Origin of the sequence: Paenibacillus sp. FSL R5-0636 (assembly GCF_037974255.1) — a bacterium.
GTDB lineage: Bacteria > Bacillota > Bacilli > Paenibacillales > Paenibacillaceae > Paenibacillus_AQ > Paenibacillus_AQ odorifer.
The window spans coordinates 6,568,187-6,589,793 of sequence record NZ_CP150232.1; the positions used below are offsets into that span (position 1 = coordinate 6,568,187).

18 protein-coding genes are annotated in these 21,607 nt (G+C 44.2%); all 18 read right to left on the reverse strand.

Annotated elements, in window-relative coordinates:
- Positions 1-28: 28 nt before the first annotated feature.
- Positions 29-1,444: an argininosuccinate lyase gene (gene argH / locus MKX34_RS30045; RefSeq protein ID WP_036678523.1), complete on the reverse strand. Its 1,416-nt coding sequence runs from the start codon at positions 1,442-1,444 to the stop codon at positions 29-31.
- 94 nt (positions 1,445-1,538) lie between these two features.
- On the reverse strand, positions 1,539-2,774 hold the full coding sequence (locus MKX34_RS30050; protein ID WP_076137265.1) for an argininosuccinate synthase: 1,236 nt from the start codon (positions 2,772-2,774) through the stop codon (positions 1,539-1,541).
- Between the two features lie 292 nt (positions 2,775-3,066).
- Complete coding sequence (gene argF, locus MKX34_RS30055) at positions 3,067-4,035, reverse strand: ornithine carbamoyltransferase (RefSeq protein WP_076144657.1); 969 nt, start codon at positions 4,033-4,035, stop codon at positions 3,067-3,069.
- Positions 4,032-5,318 (reverse strand): acetylornithine transaminase, encoded by a 1,287-nt coding sequence (locus MKX34_RS30060; protein ID WP_036678520.1) that lies wholly within the window; start codon positions 5,316-5,318, stop codon positions 4,032-4,034. Before MKX34_RS30060 ends, argF begins: the two co-directional genes overlap by 4 nt.
- Positions 5,319-5,387: 69 nt before the next feature.
- The gene (gene argB / locus MKX34_RS30065; RefSeq protein WP_076107038.1) at positions 5,388-6,218 is read right to left on the reverse strand and encodes an acetylglutamate kinase; all 831 of its coding nucleotides are present in this window, start codon (positions 6,216-6,218) and stop codon (positions 5,388-5,390) included.
- Between the two features lie 41 nt (positions 6,219-6,259).
- Positions 6,260-7,492, reverse strand: a complete 1,233-nt coding sequence (gene argJ, locus MKX34_RS30070) for a bifunctional ornithine acetyltransferase/N-acetylglutamate synthase (protein ID WP_076297045.1) — start codon at positions 7,490-7,492, stop codon at positions 6,260-6,262.
- Positions 7,493-7,512: 20 nt separating this feature from the next.
- On the reverse strand, positions 7,513-8,562 hold the full coding sequence (gene argC / locus MKX34_RS30075; RefSeq protein ID WP_218642118.1) for an N-acetyl-gamma-glutamyl-phosphate reductase: 1,050 nt from the start codon (positions 8,560-8,562) through the stop codon (positions 7,513-7,515).
- A 183-nt stretch (positions 8,563-8,745) separates the two neighbouring features.
- Positions 8,746-9,630, reverse strand: a complete 885-nt coding sequence (locus MKX34_RS30080) for a YitT family protein (RefSeq protein WP_036678511.1) — start codon at positions 9,628-9,630, stop codon at positions 8,746-8,748.
- A 99-nt stretch (positions 9,631-9,729) separates the two neighbouring features.
- Positions 9,730-10,843 (reverse strand): peptide chain release factor 2 gene (gene prfB, locus MKX34_RS30085; protein WP_141118438.1). Its coding sequence is split into 2 segments (ribosomal slippage): positions 9,730-10,770 and positions 10,772-10,843, totalling 1,113 coding nucleotides; the frame shifts between segments, so codons are not numbered across the junction.
- Between the two features lie 365 nt (positions 10,844-11,208).
- Positions 11,209-13,716, reverse strand: a complete 2,508-nt coding sequence (gene secA / locus MKX34_RS30090; protein ID WP_076107034.1) for a preprotein translocase subunit SecA — start codon at positions 13,714-13,716, stop codon at positions 11,209-11,211.
- A gap of 269 nt (positions 13,717-13,985) precedes the next feature.
- Positions 13,986-14,534, reverse strand: a complete 549-nt coding sequence (gene raiA, locus MKX34_RS30095; RefSeq protein ID WP_036678506.1) for a ribosome-associated translation inhibitor RaiA — start codon at positions 14,532-14,534, stop codon at positions 13,986-13,988.
- Positions 14,535-14,763: 229 nt separating this feature from the next.
- Entirely contained in the window at positions 14,764-16,197 is a 1,434-nt protein-coding gene (locus tag MKX34_RS30100; protein WP_051491023.1) for an S-layer homology domain-containing protein, read from the reverse strand.
- 317 nt (positions 16,198-16,514) lie between these two features.
- Positions 16,515-16,712: a cold shock domain-containing protein gene (locus MKX34_RS30105; protein WP_019915069.1), complete on the reverse strand. Its 198-nt coding sequence runs from the start codon at positions 16,710-16,712 to the stop codon at positions 16,515-16,517.
- 234 nt (positions 16,713-16,946) lie between these two features.
- Positions 16,947-17,261: a flagellar protein FliT gene (locus MKX34_RS30110; protein ID WP_141118437.1), complete on the reverse strand. Its 315-nt coding sequence runs from the start codon at positions 17,259-17,261 to the stop codon at positions 16,947-16,949.
- Between the two features lie 13 nt (positions 17,262-17,274).
- Complete coding sequence (gene fliS, locus MKX34_RS30115; RefSeq protein ID WP_076140736.1) at positions 17,275-17,673, reverse strand: flagellar export chaperone FliS; 399 nt, start codon at positions 17,671-17,673, stop codon at positions 17,275-17,277.
- A gap of 19 nt (positions 17,674-17,692) precedes the next feature.
- A complete protein-coding gene (gene fliD / locus MKX34_RS30120; protein ID WP_076140734.1) occupies positions 17,693-19,216 on the reverse strand; it encodes a flagellar filament capping protein FliD in 1,524 nt (507 codons plus the stop codon).
- Positions 19,217-19,233: 17 nt separating this feature from the next.
- On the reverse strand, positions 19,234-19,632 hold the full coding sequence (locus MKX34_RS30125) for a flagellar protein FlaG (protein ID WP_076140733.1): 399 nt from the start codon (positions 19,630-19,632) through the stop codon (positions 19,234-19,236).
- Positions 19,633-19,887: 255 nt separating this feature from the next.
- Positions 19,888-21,132 carry a flagellin lysine-N-methylase gene (fliB, locus tag MKX34_RS30130; RefSeq protein ID WP_076297043.1) on the reverse strand — a complete coding sequence of 415 codons (1,245 nt, stop codon included), beginning with the start codon at positions 21,130-21,132 and terminating at the stop codon, positions 19,888-19,890.
- Positions 21,133-21,607: the final 475 nt, after the last annotated feature.

Here is a 21,607-nt window from a genome sequence, read left to right on the forward strand (position 1 = left end):
CTGAGGCGAGATTTGATATGGACACGGTTTACAATATAGCATCCCCGTGTTGTACAACCCATTCATTAGCTTCGTGCAATGCCAGCTCCGCCCGTTCAATTGCAGCCTTCACCTGAACGGTGGCTGTGCCGCCATAAACGTTACGAGCGTTAACTACAGCTTCCGGTTGAAGAACAGCATAGATATTCTCGTCGAAAAGCGGTGAAAATTGCTTGAACTCTTCCAGCGTCAGATCCAAGAGGAACTTGCCTTCATTGATACAGTAGAGTACCGTTTTCCCGATTACTTCATGCGCTTGGCGGAAAGGAAGACCCTTGCCTACCAAGAAGTCGGCGATATCCGTTGCATTCGAGAAATCCGTGTTCACAGCTTCACGCATACGACCTTTGTTCACCTTCATAGTGGAGATCATTGGTGCGAACAATTGTAGTGCACCAGTCAGCGTAGTAACCGTATCGAACATGCCTTCTTTGTCTTCCTGCATATCCTTGTTGTACGCCAGTGGCAATGATTTCAGCACCGTCAGCAAACCAATCAGGTTGCCGTAAACGCGGCCTGTTTTGCCCCGTACCAGTTCTGGTACGTCAGGGTTCTTCTTCTGCGGCATAATGCTGCTGCCTGTGCAGAAAGCATCATCCAGTTCTACAAAGCTGAACTCTGTGCTGCTCCACAGGACCAGTTCCTCACTGAGTCTGGATAGATGTGTCATGATAAGGGAAGCATTCGCCAAGAACTCCACGATGAAATCGCGGTCGCTGACAGCATCCAGACTGTTCTCATACACACTGTCAAAACCCAGTTGTTCCGCTACAAAATGACGGTCAATCGGGAAGGTCGTTCCAGCAAGCGCTCCTGCTCCGAGTGGCAGCACGTTGATCCGTTTGTAGCTGTCCGTCAGACGTTCTGCATCGCGGCGGAACATCGATACGTAAGCCAACAGGTGGTGAGCAAACAGGATCGGCTGTGCCCGTTGCAAATGCGTATAACCAGGGATGATGGTCTCCACATTGTCTTTTGCCTGTTCGATCAAAGCTTCCTGCAGCTCATGCAGCAAACTAACTAGCTCAACTACACGGCCACGTAAGTAAAGGTGCATGTCCGTCGCCACTTGATCGTTACGGCTACGTCCTGTGTGCAGCTTACCACCAACTGGACCGATTTCCTCGATCAGATGTTTTTCAATATTCATATGGATGTCTTCATCCGATACTGAGAAAACAACCTCTCCAGCATTGACCTTGTCCAGCACTTTGTTCAGACCTTGTTTGATTGTTTCCACGTCTTCTTGTGGAAGGATTCCGCATTTGCCCAGCATCGTGACATGTGCCAGACTGCCTTGCACATCCTCTTTGGCCAAAGCCTTATCAAAGCCAATGGAAGCCGTATATTCCTCCACCAGCTTGTTCGTTCCTTTAGTAAACCGTCCGCCCCAAAGCTTGCTCACCTGTTGTTTCCTCCTCTTGGACGCCAGAGGGCCGCTCCTATCCTGACGGGAGGAACGGCCTTCGGGGTTGCCCGTTTAAGTTTATGTTATCGTACTATTTAGAAGCACCATTTACACCTGTAGAAACTTTAAGGCGCAATGCGTTCAAGTGGATAAAACCAGTGGCATCCCCTTGATCATAAGCTTGTGTAGGATCAGCTTCCATCGTTGCAATCTCAGGGTTGTATAGGCTGACTGGGCTCTTCACTCCAGCGCCAATGATATTGCCTTTGTACAGTTTAATACGAACAGTACCCGTTACATTTTGTTGGCTTTGCGTCACAAGAGCCTGCAGTGCAATACGCTCTGGAGCGAACCAGAAACCGTTATACACCAAAGTGCTGTAACGGGTGATCAGGCTGTCACGCAGGTTCATAACTTCACGGTCCATCGTGATGGACTCCATTTTGCGATGAGCGACAAAGAGGATCGTTCCACCTGGAGTCTCATACACCCCACGGCTCTTCATGCCGACAAAACGGTTCTCAACCATATCTACACGTCCGATGCCGTGTTTACCACCTAGATCATTCAGTTTCTCCATAACTTGAAGTGGGGATAAAGACTCACCATTCAGGGCTACGCAGTCTCCCTTAACGAATTCGAGCTCCAAATATTCCGCTTCATCCGGAGCATCCTCAGGAGCATTGCTCAGCAGGAACATTCCTTTGTTCTCTGGTGCACTTGGATCGAACCAAGGATCTTCCAATACGCCGCTCTCATAGCTGATGTGCAGCAGGTTACGGTCCATCGAATACGGCTTCGCCGCAGAGGCTTGTACCGGAATATCATTAGCTTCCGCATAAGCGATCATTTCCGCACGACCTGGGAATTGATTGCGGAACTCTTCCAGACGCCAAGGTGCAATCACCTTAATGTTCGGAGCCAATGCAGCTACGCCAAGCTCGAAACGGACTTGGTCATTCCCTTTGCCTGTCGCGCCGTGCGCGATAGCCGTTGCGCCTTCAGCGATGGCGATATCTACCATGCGCTTAGCGATCAATGGACGAGCAATACTAGTTCCGAGCAAGTATTGGCCTTCATAAAGTGCGCCAGATTGGAACATCGGGTAGATGAAATCGCTAGCGAACTCATCGCGCAGGTCGTCGATGTATACTTTCGATGCGCCAGTAGCGAGTGCTTTTTCCTCCAGACCGTCGAGCTCTTCTTTTTGGCCGATATCGGCTGTGAAGGCGATGATCTCCGCGTCATAAGTTTCTTTAAGCCATTTTAAAATAACAGATGTATCCAATCCGCCGGAATAGGCGAGTACAATTTTTTCTTTAGCCATGGTGTGGCAACTTCCTTTCGTGTGGGCTATATAAATTAAAATAAACGTGCCTTTGCCAGCACTCTGACGATAAATCGCAATTACACTGAATATTTGGACTTCCGGTCGCTGTTATCATCAGATTTCTTTTATTTCAAACCGCATTGTGCAGATGAAATCTGATGATAAAGGCGAACGCTACGCTCCTACAGTTCCAAAAATTCCGCTCCATTACTCCATCGTCCAAAGTCTAACTTCGCCCAACATTAATTCAATTTATATAGTGATTTATATTTTATATTTTTTAAATTCCTTAACTCATCAACGCAGCCATTAAAGCTTTTTGCGCATGCAGGCGGTTCTCAGCCTGATCAAAGATCACCGAGTTAGGGCCGTCAATCACGCCTGTGCTGACCTCTTCCTCACGGTGGGCTGGCAGGCAGTGCAGGAAGAGATAATCGCTCTTAGCGCCTTTTACAAGCTCCTCATTGACCTGATAGTCCTTGAATGCCGCTTCACGTGCCTTTTGCTCCTCCTCGAAGCCCATACTCGCCCATACATCTGTATAGATGACGTCAGCGTCTTGTACAGCTTCTTGCGGGCTGCGAGTGACCACAATCTTCGCTCCGGTTTCTTTAGCGATCTCACGAGCTTCTGCGACAACCGCTGCATCTGGCTCATAACCTTCCGGTCCGGCGATAGATACGTCCACGCCCAGCTTAGCTCCGCCAATCATTAAGGAATGCGCCATATTGTTGCCATCGCCGATGTAAGCCAGCTTCAGGCCTTTGAGCTTTCCTTTGTGCTCATAAATCGTTTGATAATCCGCCAGCACTTGGCAAGGATGTGCCAGGTCACTAAGACCGTTGATTACGGGAATAGAAGCATAACGAGCGAGATCTTCAACCTTGTCATGGCCGAAGGTACGGATCATAATTCCATCGAGATAACGCGACATTACTTGCGCTGTATCACCAACAGTTTCTCCGCGTCCAAGCTGGATATCATTTTTGCTCAAGAAAAGGGCATGCCCTCCCAGCTGATACATTCCAACTTCAAACGACACACGCGTACGTGTAGAGGATTTTTCAAAAATAAGACCAATCGTTTTCCCCTTCAGCGGCTGAAATTCTTCGCCATTTTTCTGCTTCTTCTTCAGCTCAATCGCCGATTCAATCAGATACGTAATTTCCTCCGGGCTGTAATCGTTCAGCTCCAGTAAATCACGGCCTTTCAGTTGCTGCGCAATGGTGTGTTTGTTACTCTGTACGCCCTGACTCATGAGCTTACCTCCCCGTTTGCTTGTTTAGCATAAGTATGAATGAGTTCGCATAGGATGTCCACCGCTTGGTCGATCTCCTCTTTGCTTACATATAGATTAGGCAGCAGACGAAGAACATTAGGACCGGCTGTCACGAACAACAGGCCTTTCTTTTGTCCAGCCAGTACAATATCGCCCACTGGGGATTGACATTCAATCCCGATCAACAGCCCTTTACCACGGATATCCTTCACAAAAGAACAGTCCGCCAGCTTCTCTTTCAAAAGACCTGTCAGGTATTTACCCATTTCTTCGGCGCGCTGTGGAAGCTCATCTTCCAGCATCGTCTCAATCGTCGCTGCCATAACAGCTGTTGCTAGCGGTGTTCCCCCGAAGGTGGACGCATGGCTGCCCGCTGAGAAGGCTTCACGCAAATATCCTTTGCCAAGCATTAAACCTGCCGGGAACCCACTAGCAATCCCCTTTGCCAAGGTGAAAATATCCGGTTCAATTCCATAATGCTGATGAGCGAACAGCTTGCCTGTACGTCCCATACCTGTCTGTACTTCATCTACAATCAGAAGCAATCCGTGTTTCTTACACAAGGCCACTACAGCGTTCAAGAACTCAGGTTCTACCTCAAGCACGCCACCCTCTGCAAGTACCATCTCCAGCATGATAGCAGCTGTATGATCTCCGATAGCAGCTTCTAACGCTGGGAGATCATGCAAGGGTACGGTCTTGAAACCTGCTGGAAGCGGCAGGAAGCCTTCTTTTACCTTTTGCTGGCCTGTAGCTGTTAGTGTTGCCAGTGTACGTCCATGGAAGGATTGTTCGAATGTGATAACCTCATAACGGTCGACACCTTTAATCTTCTGATGGTAACGGCGGGCCAGCTTAATAGCAGCCTCATTCGCTTCTGCCCCGCTATTGCAGAAAAATACTTGATCAGCGCAGCTATTCTCTGTCAGAAGGTTGGCAACTTTATCTTGTCCCGGAATATGGAACAGATTCGAGACATGCCAGAGCGTATCAATCTGATCCTTCAGCTTAGCGCCGACTTTTTCAGGAGCATGACCTAGACTGGTCACAGCCAATCCACTGGTGAAATCCAGATACTTATTGCCTTTATCATCCCATACCCAGGTACCCTTGCCTTTAACTAAGCTGATATCATATCTGGCGTAAGAAGGGAACACTGCACTCAGCTTGCCTGCTGTAACATCCGGTGTACCTGATCCTACTGTATCGGTCTGCTGTGCCCCTGCTTGCGAATCCAACTCCGCTTGTGTAAGCTTGCTCATTCTAAGTCACTCTCCCATCGGCTGCTCCTGTGAACAGGCTGCGCCTCTAATTTGTATTCATCTATGATTCTACGAACGAATAATACGTGTACCTATCGCTTCACCTTGCAGTACTCGACTAAGCACCCGCGGTTCTTTTCCATCCACAATGATAACCTCTGATACGCTGCCCTGAATGCAATCGATAGCTGCCCGCACTTTAGGGATCATGCCACCGTAGATTTCCCCACTTTCGATCAAGGCTTCGATTTCCTGTACAGTAACGGAGGGAAGCACAATCTTTTCACCTTCCACTGTACTCATGATGCCTGGTACATCTGTGACGACGATCATTTTGGGAGACTCCACATAGGAAGCAACTGCCCCTGCTGCCGTATCTGCGTTAATATTGTAGCGCTGACCTGCTGCATCTACTCCGATAGGTGCAATGACAGGAATATAACCCATCCCAACAATACCAGTTATGATCTCAGCCTTAACTTCCGTTACTTCTCCTACCAAACCTACTTCGGCGCTGTTCGCCACTGGTTTAGCAATAATCATATTGCCATCGATGCCCGAAAGCCCCAGAGCTAGACCGCCACTCCCTTGAATTCGCCGGACAATCGCCTTGTTTATACTCCCTGCCAGCGTCATCTCTACAACATCTAGTACTTCCTCGGTGGTTACTCGCAGGCCATTCACAAAGCTGCTTTCAATGCCCAGTTTCGCTAGATTCTCGGAAATGGCTGGCCCTCCACCATGAACAATTACTGGCTGAATGCCCTCCTCCTGCAAATCTCGCAAATCCTCAAAAAAAGAATCAGGTAGAGCCGCAAGCGTACTGCCGCCGCATTTCATTACAAACAATCCACTACCATCTAAAACATCTATAAGTTCAAGCTCGCTATTTAGCGTCATATAATCGATATCCTTCCCTTATGGGCTTAACACGCCATAAATTAAGTGCGATATGCGGCGTTAATACGCACATAATCGTAAGTTAAGTCACAGCCCCAAGCCGTTGCTTTTCCGCTTCCATCATGCAGATCTACAGTGATCAGCACAGTTTCACTTTTTTGCAAATAGGCCAAAGCCTTTTCCTCGTCAAAAGCAACTGGCTTCGAGTGCAAAAGCACCTCAATATCCCCTAACGAAATGTTCACATGCTCCGGCGATACCGGAACACCCGCGCGTCCAACCGCAGCAATAATCCGTCCCCAGTTCGCATCCGCTCCAAAAATAGCAGATTTCACTAGACTAGAACCAACCACTGTCTTAGCAATCGCTGCCGCCGCCTCATCATGAACAGCCCCATTCACTTGAACCTCAATCAGGTGAGTTGCACCTTCGCCATCTCGAGCAATCGCTTTGGCAAGCGTCTGGCACACATAAGTGAATCCAGCAGCAAAAGCGTCCCAATCCGGATGCAGCCTTGTCAGCTTCTCATTACCGGCAAGCCCACTCGCCATCGACACTAACATATCATTGGTGCTAGTATCTCCATCGACTGTAATCATATTAAAAGTAACATTCGTAGCTGAACGCAAAAGACTAAGTAAATCCTCCACTGCAATATCAGCATCCGTGGTCATAAAGCCAAGCATGGTAGCCATGTTAGGATGGATCATCCCTGAACCCTTTGCAGCTCCGGCAATTGTAACTTCTACACCGCCAACGAGCACCTTCACGGCGATCTCTTTTTTAACTAAATCAGTGGTAAGAATAGCTTGGCAGAATTCCTCCGCGCCAACAGCTCCTCCGTCCAGCTTCTCTGGTATTGCAGTAATCCCGTTACGTACGCAGTCCATTTTCAACAGTTCACCGATAACTCCAGTCGAAGCAACAGCCACATCATTAACGGCCACACCTAAATGCTGAGCCGCAGCAGCGCGCATCTCATAAGCATCTGCTTCGCCTTGTTCGCCTGTGCAGGCATTGGCATTCCCGCTGTTCACGATAACCGCCTGCAATACTCCGTTCGAAAGGCTTTCCCGAGTCACTTTAAGCGGAGCCGCTTGAAAAACATTCGTCGTATACACGGCCGCAGCCGTTGCCGGAACTTCACACAGAATCACTCCGAGATCGTTGCGATCTGTTTTTTTTAATCCACAATGCAATCCTCCGGACTTAAAACCCTTAGGTGAAGTGATACTTCCACCCTCCAATGTGGTAAATAACTCAATCTCGCTCATATTATTTGTACCGCTGATCCTTATGGATACACAGGTGTGTAGCCGAGGCCAAGGGTTTCCTCCCATCCCATCATCAAATTAAGGTTCTGTATTGCCTGCCCTGCCGCACCTTTTACAACATTATCAATGACGGAGACTATGGTCACCCGCCCTGTACGAGCATCTGTTGCAAATCCGATATCACAATAATTAGAGCCGCTAACTTCTTTTGTCGCCGGAATCACACCTACATCACGCACCCGCACATATGGCCGGCCCGCATAATATTCACGGTATAAATTCACAAAATCCTGCTCCGTATAATTGTCCATCATCCCTGCATACATCGTACTCATAATTCCCCGGCTCATCGGCACGAGATGTGTGGTGAACGTTACCGTTACCTTTTCTCCAGCAACCTCTGTGAGCGTCTGCTCAATTTCTGGTATATGTTGATGCTTATTGATTTTATAAGCTTTAAAGTTCTCATTAATCTCTGCATAATGCACCATCAGGCTTGTTCCGCGTCCTGCTCCAGTAACTCCTGATTTAGCATCAATAATAATACTGTCGTGTTTAATCCAACCTGCCTGAATTGCAGGAATTAGTCCAAGAAGTGTAGCTGTAGGATAACAGCCTGGATTAGATATAAAATCTACCCCAGCCGCACGCTCTCCAAACACCTCGCAAAGTCCGTATACAGCCTGCTCTAGATATTCATCAGCCGGAGCGGGATGTTTATACCAGTGCTCATACTCTGCACCATCCTTCAATCGGAAATCACCGGACAGATCCACGACCTTAAGTCCAGCTTCCAGCAGCTGCGGTACCAGCTTTGCGCTCACACCCGACGGCGTCGCCGTAAATACCACATCCGCCCGCTCAGCCATCTGAGCCGGGTCAACGCCATCCAGCCTTCGATCAATGATGCCCGTCAAATGCGGAAAACCTTCCTCTATAGCATCCCCTGCACTTGATGAGGAAATTACCGAAGTAATCTCTACCTTAGGATGACTTTGTAGCAGCCGAATCAGCTCTACGCCCCCATAACCCGTTGATCCAACAATCGCCGCTCTCAGCTTGCCTTCCACTGTCATCCCCACTTCCTGCTTATCATGAATTATAATAAATAATATAATGCATACCGTCTTAGAAATATGTATTATTATACGACTCAATTAATATAAATACAACACATAGTGTTAACTTTCTTTATTCCTAAATATAATTCTATTTACAAAAAAAGAGAAGCGTAGCTTCTCCTTTCGGAGAAATTACACTTCTCTTTTAAAGCCTTCACCCAGCACCTCATGCGCCTCAGTTATAATCACAAAAGCACTAGTATCTACCGATTGAACAATCGCTTTTAATCTGGAAACCTCATTCTGGCCTACTACAACCATCAACACCGTACGCTCATCACCAGTATAACCGCCATGTGCATCCAGCTTCGTCAGACCCCGATCCAGATCATTCAAAATCGCCTCAGATATTTCTTCCGTCTTGTCCGAGATTATGTAAGCCACCTTTGTATAACGGAAGCCTACCTCTATCGCATTAATGGCCTTACCTGTAACAAACAGACCGATCAGTGCATATAGCGCTTGTTCCATACCGAGTATAAAAGCAGCCAGCACAATGACCGTCCCGTCCAGCAGCACTACGGAAATCGAGAAGCTGAGACCGGATATCTTTTGAATAATCTGCGCCAAAATAGTAAGTCCACCTGTCGAGCCCCGTCCGCGGAACACAAGACCTAACCCCACCCCCACACAGATACCGCCATAAATGGAAGCTAAGAGTGGATTGGTGGTAGGTGCAGGCAAATCTTTTGTCAACAAGATAAAGAGCGGCAACACAAAGCTCCCAAGCAGCGAGCGAACTCCGTATTGTTTACCCAAGAAGATTACCCCGAGTACAAACAACGGAATATTAAGCGCCCACTGCGTAAATGCCGGTTCAGCCCCAAACCAAGCTTCAGCCAATACAGACAGACCGGATACACCACCAGAAGCAATATGATTAGGCAGAAAAAAAAGATTAAACCCCAGCGCTGTAACTAGCGATCCGAGCAAAATTAACATCGTATCCACCACATGTCGGAGTGGCCCATTCAGAGGAATCAGTGGGGGTTTATTACGTGAATTGACTTTTTGCATTTCAAAGGCTCTCCTTAAAGTGTCATCTTGCTCTACGAAAGAAGAAACGGCCATCCCATCCTAATCCTTGAATGGTATCCGTTTCTCCGAAACTCTCTTTTATTCTGCCTCAATCTTGATCTGGCTACGCAAGTAACCATCAATGAATGCATCAATATCTCCGTCCATCACAGCGCCCACATTCCCCGTTTCCACGGAAGTACGGTGATCCTTAACCATGTTATACGGATGGAATACATAGGAACGGATCTGACTGCCCCAAGCAATATCGGATTGCTCGCCGCGAATCTCATCCAAATGCTGCTGCTGCTCTTGCAGTTTGCGCTCATATAGCTTGGAACGCAGCATTTTCATCGCTTGTTCGCGGTTTTTGATCTGTGAACGTTCGTTCTGACAGGTTACCACCACACCCGTAGGTAAGTGAGTAATCCGTACCGCGGAGTCTGTGGTATTAATATGCTGTCCACCGGCGCCACTTGCACGATACGTATCGATCTTAAGATCCTCCGTACGAATCTCAACCTCTACATCATCTGTAATTTCCGGAACTACATCACAGGATACAAAAGAGGTATGCCGTCTGCCTGAAGAGTCAAACGGGGATATCCGCACCAGCCGATGTACACCCTTTTCAGCTTTCAGATATCCATATACATTGAAGCCTTTGATGAGCAGTGTAACACTCTTGATTCCCGCTTCATCACCCGGCAGATAATCCAGCACCTCAACCTTAAATCCTCGTTTTTCAGCCCAACGGGTATACATCCGCAGCAGCATCTGGCCCCAGTCTTGGGATTCTGTACCGCCCGCACCCGGATGGAGCTCAAGAATAGCATTCAGCTTGTCATACGGCTGGTTAAGTAGCAATTGCAGCTCGAATTCATCCACTTTGCTGCCTAAACTGCTGATCGTCTCCCCAATCTCTGCCGCAAGACCTTCATCGCCCTCTTCATCCGCAAGCTCCGCCATCATCGCAGCATCGTCGTATTCTTGTTGCAGCTTCTCGTATTGATCCACGGACGATTTCACCGCATTCATCTCGCCGATCACGCTCTGTGCCTGCTCTGGATTATCCCAGAAGCCTGGAGCAGCCATTTTTTCTTCAAAGTTCGAGATCATCTCTTGCTTAAGATCTAAGTCAAAGAGACCCCCTAAGGTCAGTTAGTTTCTTGCCTATTTCACGCAGATCCTGCTTTACATTTGGTTCTATCATAGGTCACTTCACCTTTCAAAATTGGTTGTTACGGTCTTCGCTATTGGAAAGTTAGTAATGAGTGAATGTTCAGCCATTCCGAGAAGGATTGGACTTCCGATCGCTGTTGTTTCCAGATTCCTTGAATTGATAACCGCATAGCGGTTGGAATCCCGAAACAAAGGCGAACACTCCGTTTCTCCAGTTCCAAACCTTCTCTCCATTCCACATTCACTCAAGTGCTAAATATCCAAAAAAAGCGACTGGGCCGTAAACGGGGGATCCCCCCGGGCCCAGCCGCTCTTTATGGTTAGTATACCCATAGAGATCAGGGTTAAAGACTTACATCTTCAACACCTGAATATGAGCGTTACTAAACGTTTGTCTTATGCGTTTTGACCGTGGCAGTTCTTGTACTTCTTGCCACTTCCGCAAGGGCAAAGATCATTACGACCAGCCGCCGCCTCAACATGTACCGGACGTTTCTCAGCAGGTTCGCTGTTAGTGGAAATTTTATTTTCCTCTACAACGGATTGACGCTCCTGATTTGTCTCGATGTGAGCCTTCATAATATAAGTAGCTACTTCTTCTTGAATCGTAGCCGTCATAGTATTAAACATTTCGAAGCCTTCGAATTGATACTCGCGAAGTGGATCTGTACCACCGTAAGCACGTAGGTGAATCCCTTGACGCAATTGATCCATCGCATCGATATGATCCATCCACTTGCTATCTACGGAGCGCAGCACGATTACCTTCTCGAATTCACGTACCAATTCTGAACCCAGGCGTTCTTCACGAGCAGCATATTTCTCAAGTACACGTTCAAAGATGTACTCAATGATCTCTTCTGCTTCCTTGCCCCACAGAATATCGCGAGTCAAAGCACCTTCTTCAAGCAGCTTGCTGTTTACGTAATCAGCAACTTCTTGCAGCTCCCAGTTCTCAGGAATATCGTCACTGCAGTGTGCGTGAACAATACGTTCAATAACTGGCTTGATCATTTCAAGTACGATATCTTTAATATTTTCAGACTCCAGAATCTCACGGCGTTGTTTATAAATAATTTCACGCTGTTGATTCATCACGTCATCATATTGCAATACGACTTTACGAATATCAAAGTTATTACCTTCAACACGTTTCTGAGCAGATTCCACAGCACGCGTAATCATGCGGCTCTCAATCGGCTGATCTTCCTCAAACCCAAGGCGATCCATCATACTCAAAACGTTGTCAGCGCCGAAACGCTTCATCAACTCATCACCAAGGGACAAGTAGAATTGTGTAGAACCTGGGTCCCCTTGACGACCCGCACGACCACGCAGCTGGTTATCAATCCGGCGTGATTCATGACGCTCTGTACCAATGATATGCAGACCTCCAAGATCTGTCACGCCTTCGCCCAGAACGATATCTGTACCCCGACCAGCCATGTTGGTAGCAATCGTAACTGTACCTGGCTGACCTGCATGTGTAATGATTTCAGCTTCCGCAGCATGATGTTTCGCGTTAAGCACTTGGTGTCTAACGCCTTTGCGCTTCAGCATTTCAGATACGAGCTCTGAATTCTCAATCGACACTGTACCAACAAGTACAGGTTGGTTCTTTTTATGACGCTCTACAATTTCTGCCACAACAGCGTTGAACTTACCGTTCTCACTCTTGTAGACGACATCTGGCATATCTACGCGCTGATTCGGTTTATTCGTAGGGACTTGAAGAACTTCAAGACCATAAATCTTCTTGAACTCTTCTTCCTCAGTTTTAGCTGTACCTGTCATACCACCCAATTTGCGATACATACGGAAATAGTTCTGGAAAGTAATCGTAGCAAGCGTCATGCTCTCATTCTGTACTTCGATTTCTTCCTTCGCTTCAATCGCTTGGTGCAAACCGTCACTATAACGACGGCCTGACATTAAACGTCCCGTAAATTCATCAACAATAACGACCTCACCCTCGTTAACAACGTAGTCTACGTCACGACGCATAATTACGTTTGCTTTCAGGGCTTGGACGATATGGTGATTCAAGGTTACATGACTGTGATCATACAAGTTCTCAATACCAAAAGCGCGTTCAGCAGTAGCTACACCTTTTTCAGTCAAGGCTACGGACTTCACTTTGATATCAACTGTGTAGTCTTCTTCAGCTTTAAGCTTTTTCACAAAACGGTCTGCTGCAAAGTACAATTCAGTAGACTTCTCAGCTTGTCCGGAAATGATAAGAGGTGTACGTGCTTCATCAATAAGAATGGAGTCCACTTCATCAATAATACAGAAATAAAGAGGGCGCTGAACCATTTGTTCTTTATAAAGCACCATGTTGTCACGCAAATAATCGAAACCAAATTCGTTGTTCGTGCCATACGTAATATCGCAGGCGTAAGCATCTTGTTTATCAGCATGGTCCATACCGCTTAGGTTAACCCCAACCGTCATGCCCAGGAAGTTATAGATTTGTGCCATTTGTGCGCTGTCGCGCTGAGCCAAATAGTCATTGACCGTTACAACGTGTACGCCTTTACCAAGCAAAGCATTCAAGTACACCGGCAATGTTCCTACTAGAGTCTTACCTTCACCAGTCTTCATCTCGGAGATTCGGCCTTCATGCAGAGCCATACCACCAATTAACTGTACATCAAAATGCCGCATGCCAAGCGTCCGTTTGGAAGCTTCACGTACGGTTGCAAACGCCTCAGGAAGAATTTCTTCCAAGGTTTCGCCTTTCTCAATACGGGCGCGGAACTCTTCCGTCTTAGCTTTTAAAGCTTCATCGGATAATGCTACAAATTCCGGCTCCAATCCATTAATTACATCGACTGTCTTCATGAGACGTTTAACGTCACGATCGTTTGTGTCTCCGAATATTTTCTTTACAAGTCCTAGCATGGTTAACCCCTTTCATGCAACACAGATGGTGGAACCGAGCCCATCCTCACAAAATTGAAAGGGCCATTTATAAATTCGATTCCGCTGCTTCATAAATTGTAACAGTTTGTAAGAGATGCCGCAATACAAGGTGTAACAGCCACATTTTTCATATATACGCACAAGAGCCCTATTCGCTATAAGCGAATAGGGGCTCGGTTTAAATTTCTTAAGTCCTGACTAACTCTCGAGGCCCTTTATACTTAGAGCATAACTGGCATCATCGTATCTTAGCCCTGTTCAATCAGTCCATATTTACCATCATCACGTTTGTAAACTACGCTAACTTCCGAGGTGTCGATATTGGAAAACACAAAGAAATTATGTCCTACCATGTTCATTTGAAGAATCGCTTCTTCCACATCCATCGGCTTCATCGTAAAGCGTTTGTTCCTAACCACTTCTAAATCATCATAATCTTGTTCTTCTACAGCAACAGCGGCACTAGCTCCATCCACAAACAGCGTTTTGAGTCCCTCTTGACGGAACTTCCGATTCAGCTTCGTTTTGTGTTTGCGAATTTGACGTTCCAGCTTGTCCACAACGGCGTCTATGGAAGCATACATGTCATCGCTGCGATCTTCCGCACGAAGCGTCACGCCAGCAAGCGGAATGGTTACTTCCACCGTATGAAGGCCGCGAACTACGCCAAGCGTCACAGACCCTTCAGAGGTAGGGGGTGCTTCGAAATACTTCTCAAGTTTGCTGAGCTTCTTATCAACATACTCTCTCAAAGCGTCGGTCACGTCAATTTGTTGACCTCGAATGGTGAATTGCATGGCCACTCCTCCTTTAGTTACACCTTCATTATACCAAATTGTAAGCGCTAAGTAAAAAGCAATTCCTTACAGCCCTTACATTTAGATAACAAATGTTGTCATAGCGTTCACAAATAAAACAAGTCCGGTAAGAGCAACCAATCGCCCTACCGGACCAAAAGTAAACCTGTCGTTATTATAGTACGGATTCCACTCTTATATTCTCCGAATGAAATCACATAAGGTCAGGCTATTTGGTATGAATTTGAATAATTTCTACAGGGGACCATTGAGAACCCGATCCTGCAATAACATATACCTTATAGGCAGTATTTGCTGCTAAACCAGTTAAAGTCTGTGTATGCTTTACACCAGGAGCAAACGTAAGCGTGTTAGTCCATGGAGCAGCCAATGCAGTACCGCTACCATTTTGGCCTAAAGCAATCTGTGCTGCAGTAGGTGCCTTCTCATTTGCCGGCAATACTACATATCTAACTGGGGTTGTATCGCCACCTGTTACACCATATTTAACATATACATCTGCTGTAACTGTACTAACTTGTCCCGGCTCAAAAAGCGAAATCGAGCTAGCAGTAGCTTGAGCAGTAGTCAACCGAACTGTCGTTACAGTAGACAAGTTACCAGCTGCATCCGCAAGCGTGATATATGTTGCATATTCTGTACCAGGATTCAATCCGTAAACAGAGAATGTAACCGTTGTGTTAGCTACAGTCGCAACACTACCATGGATACCACTTGCAGTCCCGTTACTAATTTGTCCTTTTTCCACCTGTAATGCAGTTGGAGCAATTACATCAGCATTATAAGGAGCTACAACATAGTATACTGCACCAGTTACGGAAGGTGTCAGGTATACATCCGCTGTGACCGAACCAACATTACCGTAGGTTGCCCCACTTACTGTTGGCGCTGTGCTACTTCCGCCACCGTTACCACCGCCAGAACCTCCGCCAGTACTACCACCTGGAGCAGCAGTTGGGGTTGGTGTAGCTGTTGGTGTCGGAGTAGCCGTTGGAGTTGGTGTAGGTGTTACACCACCACCTGTGCCACTACCAGGATAATAGATAGCTGAAGTATTGATAATACCTACAGCCTCGGCACGTGTTAACGATCTCTTAGGACCAAAGGTTCCATCTGGATAACCGTTAACAATCTTCTTTTCCACTGCGGCTGCTACAGCACCTTTTGCCCATGCTGCAATTTGTGCATTGTCTTTAAATTTGTTCGAAGTTGTATTGGTGCTCAATTTAAGTAATTTTGCAGTAATTACAGCTGCTTCTTCTCTTGTAAGCGGATTATTAGGACGGAACGTATTATCCTCGTATCCTCCGATATATCCAGCTTCCACGGCTTTAGCCACTTCACTGTAATTCCAGTTTGTGCTCTTCATGTCTTTGAAAGTTACTGTTGCTTTAGTTGTAAACCCTAACAGGCGATTTACCATAGTCACATACTCACCACGCGTAATTGCTTTGTTTGGTTTTACCGTTCCATCTGGGTAGCCTCCAAGGTAACCTCTATCTAGCCATTCCTGCAGCTGACCTTGCGCCCAGTGGCCTTGAATATCCTTAGGTACAGCTGCAGCAGATACGCTGCCGAGAGACCCCAATAACATACTAGTACCTAATATTCCGGTCATAAGACCGCGCCACATCTTCTTCATCCTGCTAATCACCCTCCTAATTGTTTTGATAGCTTAGGCTATATTGAATTTCTTCGTGAATGTAGTAACCTAGGCTAACATAGTGTGTGTCGAGGTAAGATAAACAGCTCAACGTATATCTATTACCCACCTTTTGCAGAGTTCTAACATTTTCCATAAAATGAATTTACAAAATAGGCTATTTTCTTTACTAGGATTGGCTATACTAGACACATATGAACGCACAAAAAAAGGATCTTGGAAGATTCCAAGATCCCTGCTAGCGCTGTCTAAATTGCTAACCATCTACTTATATGTAGTTCGGCTTCGCCGGATGATTATAATTTGATTACGTTAGCTGCTTGTGGTCCACGTGCACCTTCAACGATATCGAATTCTACGGATTGACCTTCATCCAATGTCTTGAAACCATCAGTTTGAATCGCGGAAAAGTGTACGAATACGTCGCCACCGTCTGCAGTCTCGATAAAACCATAACCTTTTTCTGCGTTAAACCATTTTACTTTACCTTCCATTGATTAAACATTCCCTTCGTCATCAGATGAACGTGAGTCTTGCTCACAATTCGACTATACCACCGTAACTTCTTTATTGTCAATTGGAAAAGAAAATGTTTACATTCAATAATTTACCACGTAAAATAAACTATTAAATTTTCCATAAACAAGAAATAGATTCGGTACAATGATCAAAAAAAGGAGCAGACGGTATTTAATACCCGTCTACTCCTATAGTGAAACACCGATAAATTATTTTTTGCGATCCATAAGAAAACTATCTGGGGTGTAGGCGGCCTCGTAGGCGTTGCGTTGTGTTTTGGCCTGATTCCGCTTCTGCAGCCAGTCTTGAGCTTCCAAACGTAAAGTGTTCATTCTATTTAAGATCACATTATCATGTTCCAAGATTCGATTTATTTCTTGCTTCTGTGCAAGCGTCGTTCGACAAATAGTTGCTTCTTCTGCAATAGAATCGACAAGTTTCTGGCGTTCGTCTACAAAAGCCTCTAACTCCTCATAGGTAGTCTCTTGAAGACGCTCTTCGATCTCCCGGGTGAGTTGATCCAAACTCCGGATTAATTCATCCATGAGCACTTTCAGCCTGTCCCTGACCCACAGCGATCTTCGATGCTTGTAGCCAAGTTTCCCGAAGCTCGGTTAAGTAGCCAATAGCCTCTTCTGCTTTTTCTGGGCTTTTGCGAATATTGGCTTCAATTAAAAGATGATTAGTATATTCATAAAGTGAGAACAAATTCTTAGAAACTTCATAAGAATGATCTAATGTCGACATCAGTTCACTCATAATTGTCTGGGCTTTACCGAAATTAAGATTTGTTTTCTCAAAATCTTGTTTTGTAAGTCCATCAATTGCCGTTCTTACAAAGCGGATCGCTCCGTCGTACAACATGATTACCAACTGTGCTGGAGTTGATGTTTGAACTGACGACTGACGGTATTTGTCATATGGAGAAGTCATCATGTATATTCACCTCTATCGGTTATTGTGCCATAAATCCAGACAATGCTGAAGACTGAGAGTTATATTTATTCATTGCTGTTTCCATGGCCGTAAACTGTTTGTAGTAGTTTGTCTCCATGTTAGCAAGGCGCGTCTGAAGTGCTGCGATCCTAGTATTATAATTAGTCAATCGCTTTCCCATTAAACTATCTGTCTTAAAGGCCATAGTTACATCTGATGAAAACTTTGAGGTTCCTGCTTTAGTCACAATTCTATCTAAAGTATTTCCAACAGTAGTAATTAATTTATCGAATAATCCATCAGCACCAGACCCACCTTGAAATAAATTAATGATTTTCTGTGGATTATTTAAAAGTGATTCTTTTAATTTAGTTTCATTAATATATAGTTTTCCATTTTCACTATATGAACCTGTTGTTATACCAATCAAACTGAGATCTCCCAATTTGTTTGAAAGTTCATACCGCATCGAGGATATAGCCGACTTCAAAATCTCATCATTTCTCAGCAATCCACTTTTTGCTTTCTTCTCCCACAATTCAATATCATTATCCGTCATTTCTTTCTTTTGCTCATCAGATAGAGGTGTGAAATCCTTATACCTCTCTTCGTCGATTTTACTTTGTAACATGCTTATCAAATCATTATAGTCCTTCACAAAACTAGTGATAGTTTCTAAAGACTTTGTCGAATCTGATTGAGTAGTGACTGTTGTTGGATTCCCGGTAACTGTCGTTGAAAGTAAAGTAAAACTCACACCGTTCAATATAAAATTATTACTATCAAAACTTAATTCTGTGAACTTAGTTGGGTCAGTATTATCAAGGACCTTAACCTTAGCTTGCTTAAAATCAGTATTGGGACCAGTTAATCCAAACAAATCAATCAAGCTATTGCTACTCGTATCTGGTGCTGTATTTGGATCCGGATCTACTACTGTGTTCGCACTTAGTGTGAGTACATTAGAACCATAAGTTTTTGAAGCTATCGAAAACTTACCTGAGACCTCATCAAATACAGCTGTAACGTTGGCTTTAGTATTTATATTAATTTTTGAAACAACATCAGATATACTTGCATCCTTGGAAAAACTGAATTCTGTTCCATTAATTGTAATATTATAGGCCGATGTAGCAGAAGCGCCAGTAAGCGCGCTTAGCTTAGAGGCGGATGTAATCTTAGTTCCATCCGTCAATGTTATAGCTCCTGTTTCCCTAGTTACTGGTTTTGCTAACTGAGTAATCTCCATTTTCATTGGGATCCCATTTGCATCTGCGGTTGCATCGGCCTTCAATGCAGTTGTATTCCCGCTGACAACAGATGTCTGGGTATTTAATGCAGACGACTTATCATAAGCCTTTAACTTTGTATTTTGAAATTCGATAAGTTTGCTATTAATCTCACGATAGTTGTCACGTTGCCACTGAAGCGTCTGCTTTTGTTGATTTAACTTATCCAAAGGTATACGTTTGGCCGCCATCATTTGCTTAACGAGACTTTCAACATCTAGTCCGGAAACTATCCCGCTGACACGAGTTACCATGTAATCATCCTCCGCTCCTATATTCTTTCATCAATCATTATACCTACAATTTCCATCATGTTCGCAACAAGATCCAGTGTTTTCTCAGGAGGAATTTCTCTAATTAATTCTCCAGTTTCTTTATTGAGCACCTTTACCATGATGGCATTGGTTTGCTTATGTACACTGACCTCAAACGTAGTCGTTGGACCCTGCAATGCTTTAAGGGCTCTATCTAATGCCTTTATAACCTGTTCTTCTCCGGTAGAGACAGAGAACCCTTGGGACTCCAACTTCTTTAATTCAACATTGCTACGTAGTTGTCCTAACTTGATAGTTTCTTCTTTGTGCTCATTCATAGGAGTTGCAGATAATGTCCCCCCCGTATCCATTATTTTTTTTGTATAACTTCCAGAATTCGAAAGGCGAACATCCATACTGGAACCCCCTATATAAGTGTTATTTATACTATATCTATCGGTTATTCTGTACAGTAGATTAATACAATCATAAAAATTATCTTTTTGGGTGCCATTTTGCTAAACCATTCTTAGTTTTTTTTGATATTTTATGATGCACTGTTTCAACATATCGTTTTAAAAATACATCTATGATTGTCATTATAGCTTTATCTTATAAAGCCAGAAAAGGCTTCTCTACGGAGAAGCCTCGTTATGGTGCACATACTTCATTCAGTTATTTATTAGAATAGCCATATAAGCCATAGAGGTATAGCTATTTTTCTTAAGTAATTCAATTACATCACGCAAGTACAATGGATTGTGCTCAACTGTTTTGGAAAATGATTGAATTAATTTAATAACATGATCAAAGCCAAAAGCTTCCTTATGGTGTCCAGCCATTCCAATTAAATGTAATTTGATTAGGGAATAGTGAACAACAAGCATAATATATGCTTCAAAGACATTTCCATCGCTTGTTCTTGGGAATAAATTTTTGTACACATAATTCACTAAATAATTTTCTAATATATATTCATGTTCTGACATAAATAGAGCATAATGTTCATCGTATGCCTTTTGGTATCTTTCTGCAATTTCCTCAACTGTTGAATCCTTAGTGTATTGAATTCCATGAAGTACTTCGCCAAAACACTCCATATAGCGTTTACTTTGTATTCCGTGGAATACTCGGACATCGGCTAATTCTTTTAAGAGCTGCATTTGAATTGCTACAGAGCTAGATATACCCGATAAACCTTCTCTGAAACTACCATCCTCCAACAAAATAGTATATGATGCTATTTGCTGTGGAATACCACTTAAGTTCCCTTCATTAATATACCCATGTATCTTCTGGTAGAACATTCCAAGAATTGTAACTCTATGAGCTAAGGAATAACTCCGGTTCTGTAATACTTGTATAGTAAAAATACGAAGCTCCCAAAAATAGCTTTCCATTTTCTGAATAGCAATTTTACTATTAGTATTCAACTTCTTACTAATCATATTTCGGGAGTGTATTGATTCTTCCATCTCATTAAATTGAATACCTTCTGGGTTTAACAAAGCTAACCGGGCAGCTTCAGGGCAAGATAAAGTAGCGGATTTCTCTAAAATTTCATTAACTTGGTTTGTGACACGAGGATAAGTACTACATACATTAGAAAGGTAATCTTCTCCTAATTCCTTTTGTATAGAGCATAGTTTATCTTCATTTAGAAGTGGGCATGCAGTATCTGACTTCATCACTATCTTTGCATAATTCCCTTCCGAAGGATTGGAACGATTACGTTTTATATGCTTGCTTAAAAGGGGTTTAATTTCCCAATCGCCTACATTTTTATACTTCTTATAGGTTTTTTGATCAATGTCCACTCGCCACCCTACACAACAAGTATCTTCACATGCTGATCCTATACAAGCGAATTTCTCTAAATAACTTGGAACAAGAACCATGCGTTTTTTTTCTGTCATAATTTATTTCTCCCTCTAGTTTAGAAATCCTTGTAGACTTATTATCGGCAGATCGACCGATCAAATGAAGTTAATTACTGTCTAAGATTAATTGATAGATTTCTACAGAATTAAGAAATAATATATATATGTAGGATGCTTTCTAGCTCTTTTTTTAAATCCTGATAATTGGGCAAGAAGAAGTTATGAATCACACATTTAGCTCGATCGCAATTATGATATTCCAATATTGATACAACCTCTTCGATAATACCCATAAAATTTCTAAATATTCTTCTATTTGCGTGGTATCAATATCTATGTCACATATAGATATCGAACGTTCCATCTGATCTATCGCTGATACCACATCATAAAATACAAGCAGTGCAATAACTCTATTATCTTTCTCATCACATCGAAGTATCTCACCATTGAGTTCCCTTCTATAATTAAATAAAAAAAGAGATCCTGCTGAATACAGGATCTCTAATTG